This window comes from Novosphingobium sp. LASN5T (assembly GCF_003856955.1).
Taxonomy (GTDB): Bacteria; Pseudomonadota; Alphaproteobacteria; order Sphingomonadales; family Sphingomonadaceae; genus Novosphingobium.
Genome location: NZ_RQSI01000006.1, coordinates 60,618 through 75,261, shown reverse-complemented (window position 1 = coordinate 75,261; position 14,644 = coordinate 60,618). Strand labels below are relative to the sequence as shown.

The 14,644-nt window shown below is 67.0% G+C and carries 18 protein-coding genes; 3 read left to right on the top strand and 15 right to left on the bottom strand.

All coding sequences use genetic code 11. The features are described 5' to 3' along the window. Positions 1-65: 65 nt before the first annotated feature. The 4 genes from parC to EH199_RS06355 all read right to left on the bottom strand — a co-directional run bounded on the left by parC (position 66) and on the right by EH199_RS06355 (position 4,915). Positions 66-2,360 carry a DNA topoisomerase IV subunit A gene (parC, locus tag EH199_RS06370; RefSeq protein ID WP_124808443.1) on the bottom strand — a complete coding sequence of 765 codons (2,295 nt, stop codon included), beginning with the start codon at positions 2,358-2,360 and terminating at the stop codon, positions 66-68. Positions 2,361-2,433: 73 nt separating this feature from the next. Continuing rightward, the gene (locus EH199_RS06365; RefSeq protein WP_124808442.1) at positions 2,434-2,766 is read right to left on the bottom strand and encodes a 2Fe-2S iron-sulfur cluster-binding protein; all 333 of its coding nucleotides are present in this window, start codon (positions 2,764-2,766) and stop codon (positions 2,434-2,436) included. Further along, a complete protein-coding gene (locus EH199_RS06360) occupies positions 2,745-3,851 on the bottom strand; it encodes a cysteine desulfurase family protein (RefSeq protein WP_124808441.1) in 1,107 nt (368 codons plus the stop codon). Before EH199_RS06360 ends, EH199_RS06365 begins: the two co-directional genes overlap by 22 nt. Continuing rightward, positions 3,848-4,915: a cysteine desulfurase family protein gene (locus EH199_RS06355; RefSeq protein WP_124808440.1), complete on the bottom strand. Its 1,068-nt coding sequence runs from the start codon at positions 4,913-4,915 to the stop codon at positions 3,848-3,850. Before EH199_RS06355 ends, EH199_RS06360 begins: the two co-directional genes overlap by 4 nt. 138 nt (positions 4,916-5,053) lie before the next feature. Here EH199_RS06355 and EH199_RS06350 point away from each other — a divergent pair, with 138 nt between their 5' ends. Continuing rightward, entirely contained in the window at positions 5,054-5,710 is a 657-nt protein-coding gene (locus EH199_RS06350) for an alpha/beta hydrolase (protein ID WP_124808439.1), read from the top strand. Between the two features lie 53 nt (positions 5,711-5,763). Here EH199_RS06350 and EH199_RS06345 read toward each other — a convergent pair whose 3' ends face one another. Together EH199_RS06345 and EH199_RS06340 are read right to left on the bottom strand one after the other, a co-directional pair. Beyond that, positions 5,764-5,964: a hypothetical protein gene (locus EH199_RS06345; protein ID WP_124808438.1), complete on the bottom strand. Its 201-nt coding sequence runs from the start codon at positions 5,962-5,964 to the stop codon at positions 5,764-5,766. Between the two features lie 9 nt (positions 5,965-5,973). Next, positions 5,974-6,333 (bottom strand): hypothetical protein, encoded by a 360-nt coding sequence (locus EH199_RS06340; protein WP_124808437.1) that lies wholly within the window; start codon positions 6,331-6,333, stop codon positions 5,974-5,976. Between the two features lie 166 nt (positions 6,334-6,499). Here EH199_RS06340 and EH199_RS06335 point away from each other — a divergent pair, with 166 nt between their 5' ends. Further along, positions 6,500-8,335 carry a DUF885 family protein gene (locus tag EH199_RS06335; RefSeq protein WP_124808436.1) on the top strand — a complete coding sequence of 612 codons (1,836 nt, stop codon included), beginning with the start codon at positions 6,500-6,502 and terminating at the stop codon, positions 8,333-8,335. Between the two features lie 37 nt (positions 8,336-8,372). Here the strand turns inward: EH199_RS06335 and EH199_RS06330 are convergent, their stop codons facing one another. The 9 genes from EH199_RS06330 to EH199_RS06290 all read right to left on the bottom strand — a co-directional run bounded on the left by EH199_RS06330 (position 8,373) and on the right by EH199_RS06290 (position 13,536). Beyond that, on the bottom strand, positions 8,373-8,855 hold the full coding sequence (locus EH199_RS06330; protein WP_124808435.1) for a GFA family protein: 483 nt from the start codon (positions 8,853-8,855) through the stop codon (positions 8,373-8,375). 53 nt (positions 8,856-8,908) lie between these two features. Next, positions 8,909-9,349: an SRPBCC family protein gene (locus EH199_RS06325; protein WP_124808434.1), complete on the bottom strand. Its 441-nt coding sequence runs from the start codon at positions 9,347-9,349 to the stop codon at positions 8,909-8,911. 11 nt (positions 9,350-9,360) lie between these two features. Further along, the gene (locus tag EH199_RS06320) at positions 9,361-10,023 is read right to left on the bottom strand and encodes a glutathione S-transferase family protein (protein WP_124808433.1); all 663 of its coding nucleotides are present in this window, start codon (positions 10,021-10,023) and stop codon (positions 9,361-9,363) included. A gap of 1 nt (position 10,024) precedes the next feature. Then, positions 10,025-10,501, bottom strand: a complete 477-nt coding sequence (locus EH199_RS06315) for a VOC family protein (RefSeq protein ID WP_124808432.1) — start codon at positions 10,499-10,501, stop codon at positions 10,025-10,027. A gap of 2 nt (positions 10,502-10,503) precedes the next feature. After that, the gene (locus EH199_RS06310) at positions 10,504-11,292 is read right to left on the bottom strand and encodes a VOC family protein (protein ID WP_223806500.1); all 789 of its coding nucleotides are present in this window, start codon (positions 11,290-11,292) and stop codon (positions 10,504-10,506) included. Positions 11,293-11,294: 2 nt separating this feature from the next. Beyond that, complete coding sequence (locus EH199_RS06305) at positions 11,295-11,663, bottom strand: DUF1428 domain-containing protein (protein WP_124808430.1); 369 nt, start codon at positions 11,661-11,663, stop codon at positions 11,295-11,297. Positions 11,664-11,711: 48 nt separating this feature from the next. Beyond that, positions 11,712-12,131 (bottom strand): VOC family protein, encoded by a 420-nt coding sequence (locus tag EH199_RS06300; RefSeq protein WP_124808429.1) that lies wholly within the window; start codon positions 12,129-12,131, stop codon positions 11,712-11,714. After that, positions 12,128-12,775 carry a TetR/AcrR family transcriptional regulator gene (locus tag EH199_RS06295; RefSeq protein ID WP_124808428.1) on the bottom strand — a complete coding sequence of 216 codons (648 nt, stop codon included), beginning with the start codon at positions 12,773-12,775 and terminating at the stop codon, positions 12,128-12,130. Before EH199_RS06295 ends, EH199_RS06300 begins: the two co-directional genes overlap by 4 nt. 119 nt (positions 12,776-12,894) lie before the next feature. Then, complete coding sequence (locus EH199_RS06290) at positions 12,895-13,536, bottom strand: glutathione S-transferase family protein (RefSeq protein WP_124808427.1); 642 nt, start codon at positions 13,534-13,536, stop codon at positions 12,895-12,897. Positions 13,537-13,633: 97 nt separating this feature from the next. Here EH199_RS06290 and cobS point away from each other — a divergent pair, with 97 nt between their 5' ends. Further along, on the top strand, positions 13,634-14,626 hold the full coding sequence (cobS, locus tag EH199_RS06285; protein WP_124808426.1) for a cobaltochelatase subunit CobS: 993 nt from the start codon (positions 13,634-13,636) through the stop codon (positions 14,624-14,626). The last annotated feature ends 18 nt before the right edge of the window (positions 14,627-14,644 follow it).

The following is a 14,644-nucleotide window of genomic DNA, read 5'->3' as shown; positions in this document are numbered from 1 at the left end:
ACCGGCCGGTTAACACATCGGCGGAGCCGCCGCGAATCCGAAATGCGCTGTATCAGCCGCCCGCTTCAGAACTTGTTGTCGCGCGGGAAGCCCGTCGGCGGCATCCGGCCCGCCGCGCCACGCGCCACCTTCCACAGCATCAGGTCGCGCTCGGTCCGCGTCCGCCCGCTTTCGCCGCCCATGGACCACGAGAGGCCGTCCTCCAGCCGCAGCGTGATCGCATCGGAGAGGCCGCCATCGCGATAGCGCTGGAGCGCCACGCCCTGCCCCTTGGCCAGGATCGGCACTTCGCTGAGCGCGAACACCACCAGCTTGCGGTTGTCGCCCACCACGGCGACGTGATCGTGTTCGGGCGCGATTTCGCGCACCACGATCAGCTTCACGCCGGGCTTGGTGGTGACCACGCCGCGCCCCTTGCGCGTTTCGGCCAGCAGTTCATCCATCTCCGCCGCGAAGCCGCGCCCGCTGTTCGCCGCCAGCAGGAGCTGCCCCTTGGCGCGATAGGGCAGGACGGCAATGATGTGCGCGTCGGGATCGATATCGACCATCGTCCGGATCGGCTCGCCAAAGCCGCGCGCCCCGGGCAGCTTGTCCGCGCCCAGCGTATAGAACCGGCCGTTGTCCACCGCGAACAGCAGCTTGTCGGTGGTCTGCGCGTGGAGCGCGAAGGCGGGGCCATCGCCTTCCTTGAACTTGAAATCGCCATCGAGCGGGAGATGCCCCTTCGCCGCCCGGATCCAGCCGCGCTGCGAAAGGATCACCGTCACCGGCTCCTTCTCGATCATCGCGTCCATGCTGAATTCGCGCGTCGGCGCGGCCTCGGCGATGGTGGTACGGCGGCGGCCCAGCGGGGTATCCTCGCCATATTCCTTGCGCAGCGCGGCCAGATCGCGCTTCAGCCGCGTGCGCTGGCGCGCCGGGCTGTCGAGCAGCTTCTCGAGATCGTCCTGCTCGGCCAGCAGTTCGTCGCGCTCCTTGCGCAGTTCCATTTCCTCCAGCTTGCGCAAGCTGCGCAGCCGCATGTTGAGGATCGCCTCGGCCTGCCGGTCGGTCAGGCCGAATTCCGCCATCATCACCGGCTTGGGCTCATCCTCGGTCCGGATGATCTCGATGATCCGGTCGAGGTTGAGATAGGCAATGATGTAGCCTTCGAGCAGCTCCAGCCGCGCCGCGATCTTTTCCAGCCGGTGCGTGGTGCGGCGCAGCAGGATGTCGATCTGGCTGATGACCCATTCCTGGAGGATCAGCTTGAGTCCCAGCACGCCCGGCGTTCGCCGTGAATCCAGTACGTTGAGGTTCAGACCGAAGCGCGTTTCGAGGTCGGTCAGCCGGTAGAGCGACTCCTTGAGCAGCTCCGGATCGACGTTGCGGCTCTTGGGCACGAGCACGAGCCGGATATGCTCGTCGCTCTCGTCGCGCACATCTTCCAGAATGGGCAGCTTCTTGTCGGCAATCAGCTGGGCGATCTGCTCGATCAGCTTGCCCTTCTGCACCATGTAGGGGATTTCGCTGACCACGAGCTGCCATTGCCCGCTGCCCAGCTTCTCCACGCCGGTTTCCTCCCACGCGCCGTCCTCCCCGCGCCCGGTGGAAAAGCGCCCGCGCACACGGATCGGTCCCCGCCCGGTTTCATAGGCGGCGGAAATAGCGGCCGCGCTGTCCACCACCACACCGCCGGTGGGGAAGTCCGGCCCGTGGAACACTTCCATCAACTGCGCGTGTTCGACATGCGGGTTGTCGATCAGCAGCAGAGTGGCGTCGACAATCTCGGCCACGTTGTGGCTAGGGATGTTGGTGGCCATGCCCACGGCAATGCCGCTGGCGCCGTTGGCAAGAAGGTTGGGGAACAGGCCGGGGAAGATTTCCGGCTCTTCCTCTTCCCCGTTGTAGGTCGGCACGAAATCGACGGTGCCTTCGTCCAGCCCCGCCATCAGGCGGATCGCCGTGCGCGTCAATCGCGCTTCGGTGTAGCGATAGGCGGCGGCGTTATCGCCATCGATATTGCCGAAATTGCCCTGCCCTTCGACCAGCGGATAGCGCAGAGCGAAATCCTGGGCGAGACGGACCATGGCGTCATAGACCGAGGCATCGCCGTGCGGGTGATACTTGCCGATGACGTCGCCCACCACGCGCGCCGATTTCTTGAACGCGCCGGTGGGATCGAGCTTCAACTGCCGCATGGCCCACAGCAGGCGACGGTGGACCGGTTTTAGCCCGTCGCGCAGATCCGGCAGCGACCGCGCCGTGATCGTCGACAGGGCATAGACGAGATAGCGTTCGGAAAGAGCGGAATCGAAAGGCGCATCGACGATCGCGTCGAACGGATCGGGCTCGCCAGTATCGGTGGTATCGGTCGCCATGTGAACGTCCTAGCAACGCGAAGCGGACAGGGGAACTCTGTGGATGCCGAAATCCCCCGCTTTCCGGGCGGTTTCAGACGCGCTGCATGTCCCGCGCCTCGGCCGGGATACGCACTTCCAGCCCATCGAGATCGGCGGTCAGCAGGATCTGGCACGACAGCCGGCTGGTGCGGCTGACGCCGGCGGCCAGATCGAGCATGTCTTCCTCGTCGTCCACGGCGGCGGGCAACCGGTCGAACCAGTCCGGCGCGACGATCACGTGGCAGGTGGAACAGGCCATCTGCCCCTCGCACGTGCCTTCCAGCGGCATTCCGGCGTTCTGGCCCAGTTCCAGCAGGCGCTGTCCTTCCGCGCCGTCGACCACGACGCGCTCGTTTTCGGGCGTTACGAAGGTGACTCGGACCATGGCAATGCAACTCCCTGCGACCCAGCCGCGGCGATGATCGCCGCGAAACCCTCATCCAGATCCTCTTCCCTCGTATAGCGCCCGAAGCCTAGCCGGATCGCGGTTTTGGTATCCCTGTCCGAAAGTCCGATCGCGCGCAAGACATGGCTTGGCCTGCCGGAACCGCTGGCGCAGGCCGAACCCGCCGAAAACGCCACGTTCCGGCATTCCGACAACAGCCGCGCCACATCCAGCCCGGCCAGCCGCAGGTTCAGGTTGCCGTGCCAGCGCGCCGTCGCGCTACCGTTCAGCGTCCAGCCGGCCAGCGCAGAGCGCGCCCTTTTCCACAAGTTGTCCACATGCGCCGCATCGCTTTCCCGCAGCGTTGCGCACAGGGCCGCCGCCGCGCCGAAGCCGGCGCAGAGCGCAGGCGAAAGCGTGCCGGATCGCAGCCCGCCTTCCTGCCCGCCGCCGTGGATCAGCGGCTTCAGGTCGATCCCGTCGCGCACCCACAGCGCGCCGATGCCCTTGGGGCCGTAAAGCTTGTGCGCCGAGATGGCGATCAGGTCCGCGTCCTGCGGCGGTGCGATCTTGCCCGCGCCCTGCACCGCATCGCACAGGAACAGCGCGCCTTGCGCATGGGCGCGCCGCGCCAGTTCGGCGACCGGCTGGATCGTGCCGATCTCATTGTTGACCTGCATCACCGCAACCAGTTCGGCCCCGGCCGGCAACGGCACGTCGGCAGCGACCAGCCCCTGCGGATCGACCGGCAAGAGCGCCACGCCGGGATCGGCGGCACGCGCCGTATCCAGCACCGCCGCATGTTCGATTGCGGAAACCGCCAGCCGCCGCGCGCCGCTGCCGAAAATGGCAAGGTTGAGCGCTTCGGTCGCGCCCGAGGTGAAGATCACGCGCCCGCCCGCCGGCAGCAAGGCCGCCACCTGCTCACGCGCCACCTCCACGGCCGCCGCAGCGGCGCGCCCGGCGCGGTGCGGGCTGTGCGGATTGGCGAAGCCCATCGCTTCAGGCCCCGCCAGCCAGGGCATCATCGCCTCGCGCGCCTCGGGCGCGAGGGGCGTGGTCGCCTGATAGTCGAGATAGATCACGCCCGCATGCTTCCGGCGATGTCGCGCCATGCCGCGACGAAGCGCGCGATCGCGGCCTCGTCCGTCTCGCGCCCGATGCTCACGCGCAGCACCTCGCCGGCCGCCTTCGCATCGAGGCCCATCGCGGACAGCACATGGCTGGGCCGCAGGCTGCCCGAGGAACAGGCGCTGCCGGCCGATACCGCGATCCCCATGCTGTCGAAGCGAATCAGCTGCGCGGCCGATGAAATGCCGGGCATTCGGTAGCCGCCGATCGTGGGACAGCGCGGCGCGGCGGACGCGACGATCTCCGCCCCCGCCGCCTGCAACTGGGCGTCCAGCAGGCCGCGCAGCCGGCCCGCTTCGGCCATCCAGCCATCGCCGGCTTCCAGCGCCGCCGCCATGGCCAGCGCTCCGGGCAGGTTCTCGGTGCCGCCGCGATAGCCGCGTTCCTGCCCGCCGGGCGCTTCCAGCAGCGAGAAATCGCGAATGAGCAGCGCGCCGATGCCGATCGGCCCGCCGAACTTGTGTGCCGAAAGCGCGATCAGGTCCGCCTGGGGCAAGGCGATCTTGCCCGCGCCCTGCGCCGCGTCCGCCAGCAGGATGCCGCCCGCGTGGCGCACCAGCGTGGCAATCTCCGCCAGCGGCTGGATCACGCCGGTCTCGCTGTTGACCTGTTGCACGCAGACCAGCGCGCGTGGACCATCGGCCAGCAGCGCTTGCAGCACGGCAAGATCCACCCGCCCGTCCGCATCGACCGGCAGGCGCTCCGCATCCGCCCCGGCAGGACGCAGCACCGCCTCGTGCTCCACCGCCGCGACAACAACTCGCCTCACTTTGACGCGGCCGATTGCCAGGGCCAGCGCCTCGCTCGCCCCGCTGGTGAACACCGCCTCCCGCTCCCACGCCAGCGCGGCTTTCACCCGCGCCCGCGCGCTTTCCAGCAAGGCGCGCGCGGCGCGGCCGGGTTTGTGCGGGCTGGACGGGTTGGCCCAGGCATCGAAGCCCTGCTCCAGCGCGGCGCGCGCCTGTGGCAGCAGCGGGGTGGTGGCGGCATGATCGAGATAGAGCGGTTCGGCAGGCAAGGAATCACGTGTCCCGTTATGATCGCGCCGGAAACATTGCTTTCGGGGGCGGCGTTTCTATATAGCCCTTCGTTCCAATTCCCAGCCCCGGCATTTTTCGCCGGCGCGGCTTTGCAAGCAGGATAACCAGGTCACACGATGCCCGCAGTCATCTTCCCCGGTCCCGAAGGCCGCCTTGAAGGCCGCTTCCAGCCCGCCACCCGGCCGCGCGCGCCAGTGGCCATGATCCTGCATCCGCACCCGCAAGCCGGCGGCACGATGAACGATCGCATCACGCAGGCTCTGTACAAGACCTTCGTGGCGCGCGGTTTCGCGACGCTGCGCTTCAACTTCCGCGGCGTCGGGCGCAGCCAGGGCAGCTTCGACAACGGCATCGGCGAACTGTCGGACGCGGCCGCCGCGCTCGACTGGGTGCAGTCCATCCACCCCGAAGCCTCGACCACGTGGATCGCCGGCTACAGCTTCGGCGCGCTGATCGGCATGCAGTTGCTGATGCGCCGTCCGGAAATCCGGGGCTTCATCTCGGTCGCGCCGCCGGCCAACATGTATGACTTCAGCTTCCTCGCCCCCTGCCCCGCCTCGGGCATCATCGTGCAGGGCAACGCCGATACGGTGGTGACGCCCAACGCGGTGCAGAAGCTGGTCGACAAGCTGCGCACGCAGAAGCACATCACGATCCACCATGACGAGATTCCGCGCGCCAATCACTTCTTCGAGAACGAACTCGACGATCTGATGAAGTCGGTCGACAATTATCTGGACATGCGGCTTTCGCCGGACTGCCCGATCAAGTGACCGGAACCGGTGGGCCTGCTTAGGCACGGCCCGCCGGTCCGCTGGGCAAAGCCCTATTGCGGCTGCGTATTCTGCGCCAGCGTATTGCCCCCGGCATCGGGCAGCGTCCAGATGCCGAGGTTCACCAGCATCACAGCCGCCAGCACCAGCATCAGCACGGGGCGCTTGCGCTCCCCGCGCCGGAACAGGACGAACGCGCCGCCTGCCAACGCGATGGCGGCGAGCATGAGCAGGGACAGGACAGCATCGAGCATCGATAGGCGTTAGCTCTTGAGGAAGCCCTGCGCCATCCCCGCGATATCATCGATCACGCTGCCATCCTGATCCTTGTCGAGAAAGCTGGTAACCTTGCCCAGCGCTTCCGGATGGCTGCCGATCATCGAGGCGAACTGACCGAGCGAACCTTCGCCACCGATATGGCCCACGATCTGCTGAAGCACGCCAGCGTCGACGCCCGAATTGGCAGCGGCGGTCTCGATCGTGTCACCCTTGGCCTGGTGGCCGGCGGCCAATGCAGCGATGGCGGTTTCGGCCGTCGCGGGATCGATGCCAACCTTCGCGGCAAGGTTCTTCACATCAACGTTGCTGCTGATCTGGCCGAGAATCGAATCGAAAATGCTCATGGGGAAGACTCCTGCGATTGGGCTCCGAACCACAGCCTAGCGGCACCACGCGACAGTTCCAGTGCAACATTCGCCAGCGCAGCGTAAGTTGTGCTGGACAAAGCCAAAAAGCCGGAGCCGGCAAGCCCTGTTTGACTTCCCACCGCCGCGCGGACAGGGTTGCGGCATGGTTACGCACGAAACGAACGGAATCACCCGCCGCGCCGCCTTGGGCGGCCTGGGCGCCACCGCCGCCGCCTTCGCGATCCCGGCCCGCGCAGCCCCCGCCTCGGCGGCGGACGCCAACGCCCTGCTCGACGGCATCGCGTGGCGGCTGCTGGATTTCTTCCCCGAAACCGCCACAAGCCTTGGCATCGACACGGGCGCGCACGCCGCGCTGCGTGCGAAGCTGGGGGACAAGTCGGCGGCCGCGCAACGTGCCATCGCCGCCCTGCTGCGCGCCGATCTGGCCCGGATCGCCGCCACCGATGCTTCCGGCCTCGACCATTCCACGCGCACCAGCCTGGCCGTGGTCAAAAGCGCCTACCAGACCGCGCTCGACGGGTTCGCCCTGCCCTATGGCGACATCACCGTCGGCAATTACCGCAACACGCCCTATGTCGTGATCCAGAACGTCGGCGCCTATCTCGACGTGCCGAAGTTTCTCGATTCGGATCATCCCATCGCCGATGCGGCGGATGCCGAAGCCTATCTCGCGCGCCTCGCCGCCTATCCCGGAACGCTCGACGCCGAAACGGACCGCCTGCGCGATACGGCAGCGCAGAGAGTGATCGCGCCCGATTTCCTGCTCGACAAGGCGCTGGCGCAGCTCGAAGCTTCGCTGGCCGACGCGCGCCAGGGTGGCGGACTGGTCGATTCGATCGACCGGCGCACGAAGGCGAAAGGCATCGCGGGCGACTGGGCCGGGCGGGCGCGCTCCATCGCCACCGGCAAGGTCGTCCCGGCGCTCGAACGCCAGATCGCCGAACTGCGACGCCAGCGCGCCAGCGCGACCTCCGACGCGGGCATGAGCACCCGGCCCGACGGCGAAGCGTGGTACGCCTGGGCGCTGCGCGCCAGCACCACCACGCGCATGACGCCGGACGAGATCCACCAGCTCGGACAGGAGGAACTGAAGGCGCTGCAGGCGCGGATGGACCCGATCCTGCGCGGGCTCGGGTACACCAAGGGCACTGTTGGCGAACGCATGACCGCGCTGGGCAACGACCCGCGCTTCCAGTTTCCCGACAACGACGAAGGACGCGCCCAGATCGTCGCGTTCATCCAGAAGCGGCTGGACTTCATCCGCGGGAAGCTGCCGCTGGCCTTCCGCAAGCTGGCGCGCGGCAATGTCGAAGTCCGCCGGCTGCCGCTGGCCGAGGAACCGGGCGCGCCAGGCGCCTATGGCGGCCCCGGATCGATCGACGGCTCGGTGCCCGGTCGCATGTGGATCAATCTTCACACCACGCGCCTGCACAGCAAGTACAGCCTGCCCACGCTGGTTCATCACGAGGCCCTGCCCGGCCATGTCTGGCAGGGCGAATACGCGCAGCAACTGCCGGTGATCCGCGCGATTCTGGCATTCAACGCCTACACCGAAGGCTGGGCGCTCTATGCCGAAACGCTGGGCGACGAACTGGGCGCCTACGATGGCGATCCGGTCGGCCAGCTCGGCTATCTCCAGTCAATCGCCTTCCGCGCTTGCCGCCTGGTGGTCGATACCGGGCTGCATTCCCGCCGCTGGTCGCGCGAGCAGGCGATCCGCTGGTTCGCGGAGACCAACGGATCGGGGATCGACGAGGTGACGAGCGAGGTGGATCGCTATTGCAGCTGGCCGGGGCAAGCCTGCGGCTACAAGATCGGCCATAGCGAGATCCTGCGCCAGCGCGCCCGCGCAAAGGCGGCATTGGGCGCACGCTTCGACCTGCGCGATTTCGACGATGCGGTGGTCGGCGGCGGCAACGTTCCGCTCGACGTGCTGGGGCTCAACATCGACGAATATATCCGCACGGCCGGAAAATAGCGCCGCCACACTCGAACGCGGACGATCCGCCTTTGCCTTATCGTCCGCGCAACGCGCCCCAGCGGGCCGCGCCATCTTCGCCATAGAGGCGCGGCACGTCTGGCCCGCGATAAAACTGCGCGAACACTTCCGCGTCGTCAGGCAACAGCACCCACGGCTGCTTGCTTTCGGTGAAGATGTGCACGTCCGGCGGGCACAGGTCGGGATTGTCCAGCGTTCCGACGCGCACAAAGGCGGCCTTGTCGCCCGCCCCGCCATAGTGGCTCCACAGCGCCACCTTGCACGCCGGACACCGCACGATTTCCTGACCACGCCCGCTCTGCGATGGCGTCATGACGTGTTCGGGCGCGCCCTGCGCCACTTCCACGCGATCGGTCTCGATCACCGTGTTCAGAGCGAAGGCGCTGCCCGATTCGCGCTGGCACCAGCGGCAATGGCAGCAATGCGTGACGATCGGCGCATCCAGCAGCCGGTAACGGACATCGCCGCATGCACAGCGGCCTTCAGCAAAGACGGTCATGATCCTCTCCCTCTCGGGACAGGATGCGCAGCCCGCCGGCGGCCGTCAACGCCTCACGCGCTTTCGCACAACGCCTGCAACTGATCGGTGCAAGCGTTCCAGCCCGCCTCGAAGCCCATCTCCGCATGCTGGCGCATGGCTTCCTCGGTCCAATGCCGCGCCGAAGCGGTATAGCGCGTGCCATCGCCCTCGGGCGCGACTTCCCAGATGCCGATCATGAACGGCCCGGCCGGCTGGAAATCCACCGTCACCGCATCCGTCGAAACGAAGCGCCGCCCCTCATCCCAGGCCAGGAACACGCCTTCCTGCGGCATTTCCTCGCCGTCGGGGCCGTACATCACCATCGCGCACCGCCCGCCCGGCCGGCGATCCTGCTCCACGATCTTGGCGTACCACGGCTTCGGACACCACCATTCCTCCTGGCGGTTGGCCAGCACATCCCACACCCGCTCCACCGGTGCGGCGATATGGCGGGTGATCGACAGTTCGTGCATCCTCTTTCTCCTCAATCGCGATCCGGCGCGCCCAACGGGAAATAGGCGCGAAACGGCCGCGCATCTTCCACGCAGCGCGCCACCGCCGGCAGCGCCAGCAGGTGCGCGCGCCAGGCCTGCAGGCGCTGGCAGGGGTCAGGAATCGGATAGACCCAGTCGGCATAGAACAGCGAAGGCGCGGCCGCGCATTCGATCAGCGAGACCGCATCGCTGGCTGGGTCACTGGCCGCATAGGTTTCCAGCCAGGCATCGATCCAGCGATAGCTGCGGTCCAGCTGGGCCTCCACCCGCGCGCGGGTCGCGGGCGAAAGGGCACCGTCGCGCAGCACTTCGGCCACGCTCTCCTGCATTACGTTCATCACGTAGTTGTCGAACACGCGATCGAGCATCCGCGTCCGCACCGCTTCCGCCGGGTCGGTCGGCAGCAGCGGCGCGGGGCCGGGATGGCGCAGCGCCAGCCATTCGATGATCGCGGTGGATTCGAAGATTTCCACTCCGTCATCGACCAGCAGAGGAAACTTGCCCGCCGGGCTGGCCGCCTGAACCCGCTCGGCGTTTTCGGGATGCTCCCCGTCCACGCCCCGGAAGGTGAACGGCGTGCCGTTGGCGTAAAGCGCGATCAACGCCTTCCACGTATAGGAGGAGAACACGTGGCCGTAGAGTTCCAGCGCCATGCTACCCTCGCACCGCCGCTTCGATCGCCGCGATGTCGATCTTGCCCATGGTCATCATCGCCTGGAACGCCCGCTCGCGCACGCCCGCATCGGGATTGGCCAGCGCCTCCGTCAACTGGCGCGGCGTGATCTGCCACGACAGGCCCCAGCGATCGCTGCACCAGCCGCAGGCGCTTTCCGCCCCGCCGTTGCCGACGATGGCGTTCCAGTAGCGGTCGGTCTCATCCTGCGTCTCGGTCGCCACCTGGAACGAGAACGCCCAGCTGTGCGTCACGTTCGGTCCACCGTTCAGCCCCATGCAGGGGATGCCCAGCACCGTGAACTCCACGGTCAGCACATCGCCCGCCTTGCCCGCCGGATAGTCCGTCGGCGCGCGATGAACGGCGGTCACGCGGCTGTCGGGAAAGGTTTCGGCATAGAACCGCGCCGCGGCTTCCGCTTCCTTGTCATACCACAGGCAGATCGTTGCTCCGGTCATGGTCAGCCTCCCAGCGCGCCGACGATGCCGAACTCCGCCCCTTGCGGGTCCGTGGCGATCACGATCCAGTCGTCGCCCGGAACCTGATGCGGGCCGTGCATCACCTTGCCGCCGGCGTTCTCGATCGCGGCCTTGGCTGCCGTGACGGAGGGAACGCGGAAATAGAGCCGCCACAGCGCGGCGCGCCCTGGCTCGAACAGCGGCAGCATCGCGCCCACGCGCTGGCCGTCCTGATCGATGAAGCAGTAGTCGCCCATCTCGCCCATCGGCATCTTCTCGTTGAACTGGAAGCCGAAGTGCCGGGCGTAGAACGCCTTGGACGCTTCCAGATCGGGGCTGGCCAGCTCGTTCCATCCCACGCGCTGTTCCGCCGTTGGCGAGAACACGTCGCTCTTCGCGTTTTCCTGGCCCGGCGGGGGCACGGGCGTCATCAGGTACACCGGAACGCCCTGCGGGTCCGCGACCATCGCGATACGGCCGACCGGCAGTTCCGACACCGGCATCAGCACCTTGCCGCCTTCGGCCGTCACGGCGGCCAGCGAGGCATCGAGATCGGTCACGTGGAGATAGGGCAGCCACGCCGGCTTGGCCCCGTGCGAGGCCATGTCGGCCGACAAGGCAAGCATTCCGCCGGCGCTGCCGCCATCAGCCCGGAGAATGTGACGGTAATCGACCGGCCCGGCCGCCTCTCCGCCGCCTTGCACGGTCCAGCCGATCACCGCGCGGTAGAACGCGCTGGCCGCATCGGCATCGGGGGTCATAAGCTCATACCAGATAAATCCGCCAGCCATCGTCATTCTCCCATCCGCACCACCGGCGTGAAGCCGCCGTAAATCATCCGCTTGCCGTCGAAGGGCACCGGGTTGAGTTCGGGGTTCCAGGCATCGTCGCGCATCAGGTCTTCCATCCGCGCGAACACGCTGTCGCGTGTTTCCTTGTCGGGCCATTCGATCCAGCTGAACACGACCGTCTCGTCTTCCGTGGCCTGCACAGCGCGGCGGAAATCCGTGACCTTCCCGTCGGGAACGTCATCGCCCCAGCATTCCCAGATTCGTGTCGCGCCGTGTTTGATGAACAGCGCGTCCGCCTTGCGGGCATGTTCGATAAAGCGTTCGCGATTGCCCGTAGGCACCGCGATCACGAAACCATCGACATAGGCCATATCTCTCTCCCATTTCGGCCGGCTTGAGGCCTTTTGTCGTGCGTCGTTTCAGATTGGCGGCGTGTCTCCGCTGGCAACCATCGGGTCCATCCAGAACGGCCCCCAGACGTGCCCGTCCGGATCGGTCACGTCGCGCCCGTACATGAAGCCGTGGTCCTGCACCGGATTGACATCGACCAGGCCGCCATTGGCGCCCGCCAGCTCGACAAAGGCGTCCACCGCATCACGCCCATCGAGCGCCAGCGCGAGCGCCACCTCGCTCGATCCGGCGGCGGGGATCGGACGGTCGGTGAACGATGACCATTTCTGGTGCGTCAGCAGCATCACGTAGATCGCCTCGCTCCACACCATCGCGGCGGCGGTCTCGTCGGTGAAGCGGGGTTCGTTGGTGAAACCGACCGCCTCGTAGAAGCGGCGCGCGCGGCCGAGATCGGCCACGGGCAGGTTGACGAATATCATGCGTGTCACTGGTCTGCGCTCCTCTCTTGCGGGACCCGGAACAGGAACTCGAAATAGCGCCGCAAGTGCCGCAGCGCATCGCGCGCCATGTCCGGTGCGGCGCTTTCCTCCTGCGTCTTGGCCACGACAAACGCGCCCTGGATCACTACCTGCACGTGGCGCGACAGGCTTTCGGCGGTCGTTCCCGTCACGCCGCGCTGGACCATGGCCTCGGCGATGTCGGCCTCCAGCGCCCTGGCGTTGCCCATGATGCTGGCCTCGCAGGCGATGCGGATCGCCGCGCTGGAGCGGAACGCTTCCTGCACCATCGTTCCCGCCACGCAACTGAACGATTCCACCGGCCCGCCGATCAGCGACAGCCGCAAGTCGATATAGCCCAGCACCCGGTCAACCGGATCGGCATGATGATGGAACGGCGCTTCCGCGAAGAACGCGCCGGTGCATTCGCTCCAGTAATCCGCCGCAGCCACGCCCAGCGCTTCCTTGGAGGCGAAGTGATGGAAGAACGCACCCTTGGTCACCCCTGCGTGCGCGCAAAGCTGATCCACGGACGTCGCCGCGAAGCCGTTGCCGCGCACCAGCTGCACTGCCGCTTCCAGCAGCTTCCCCTTCGCGTTGGTGGGCGTCTGTCGGAAGGGGCGATTCGGAACCATGACCCAACCATACCGACCAGTTGGTATGGCGCAAACGAATATCCGTCCTCTCTGGACAAAAACCGCAGAGGCTTCCGGTCTGGGCGGCCGTCGTTGCAGGCGACCGCCCCAGTTCCGCCCTATCCGAGCGTCGCGACCGCTGCCGCCTCGCGCTCCGCCACGGCGCGCCAGCACGGCTGCTCGCCGACGCGCGCGTACCATGCCGCCGTTGCCGGATGCCTGTCCGGATCGGGCGATGGCATCGCATAAGCCAACGTGCGCAAGACGCTCGCCACCGCGATGTCGCCGATGCTGAACGTATCGCCGGTCAGCCAGCCTTCCGCCGGAACCGCGCCTTCCAGATAGTCGAGCATGGGTGCGATCTCGGCCATGCCCTGCTCGGCCGCCGCCTCGTCGCCGGGCCGCCCCAGCACGCGCGGCGCGACGAAGCGGTTGAACACGATCTTGGCGCCGGCCGGCACGATGATCGTATCGGCGAACTCCTCGAACCAGATCGCCTTGCCGCGTGCCCGCGCCTCCGCCGGAAAGATAGCCGGCTCGGGGTGCAAGGCGTCCATGTAGGTGGCGATCGCCGTCGAATCGGACAGAGTGAAATCGCCGTCACGCAGCGCCGGGATCTTGCGGAACGGACTCGCCTCCAGAAATTCAGGCGATGGCGCTCCCGGACGGCCGATCACCGATTCCACCGCGATCCCCTTCACCGCCGCCACCAGCAGCACCTTGCGCACGAACGGCGACAGCGGAAAACCATAGACCTGCATTCGACCTCTCCCTGAATCGTTGCCCGATGATGCCGCAATCGCGCCAAGTGGCAAACCTAGTTGCAGCCGCGCGCGCGGGCGTATAGGCGATGTCGCGATGACCGATATTCCGAACATCCAGCCCGACAGCCGAGCCACCACCGTGCTTCCCGCGCCGGACACCACGATCGACGCGCGCGAAGTCTTTGGCATCGATATCGACATGAAGGTGCCCGCCTTCTCCGAAGCGGACGAGCGCGTGCCCGATCTGGACGAAGGCTACGTCTTCGATCCGGACACCACGCTGGCGATCCTGGCGGGCTTTGCCTACAACCGCCGCGTGATGGTCCAGGGCTATCACGGCACGGGCAAGTCCACGCATATCGAACAGATCGCGGCGCGGCTGAAGTGGCCCTGCATCCGCATCAACCTGGACGCGCACATCAGCCGTATCGACCTGATCGGGCGTGACGCGATCGTGCTGCGCGATGGCCTGCAGGTCACCGAATTCCGCGAAGGCCTGCTGCCCTGGGCGCTGCAGACGCCCACCGCTCTGGTGTTCGACGAATACGACGCCGGCCGGCCGGACGTGATGTTCGTGATCCAGCGCGTGCTGGAAACCGAAGGCAAGCTCACGCTGCTCGACCAGAACCGGGTGATTCGCCCGAACCCGTGGTTCCGCCTGTTCGCCACCGCCAACACGGTGGGCCTGGGCGATACCAGCGGTCTTTACCACGGCACGCAGGCGATCAACCAGGGCCAGATGGACCGCTGGAGCCTCGTCGTCGCGCTCAACTACCTGCCGGCCGAGACCGAGATCGCGGTCGTGGCCAACAAGGTGGAAGGGCTGGACAAGCAGACCATCGCCGACATGGTCCGCGTCGCCGACCTGACGCGCAAGGGCTTCGTCAACGGCGACATCTCCACGGTGATGAGCCCGCGCACCGTCATCGCCTGGGCGCACAACAGCCAGATCTTCCGCGACGTTGGCTTCGCCTTCCGCCTCTCGTTCCTCAACAAGTGCGACGAAGCGGAGCGCGTGCTGGTGGCCGAATACTACCAGCGCGTGTTCGGCAAGGACCTGCCCGAAAGCGTTGCCCACAAGGCGTAAGACGGGCGGGAGCCTTTG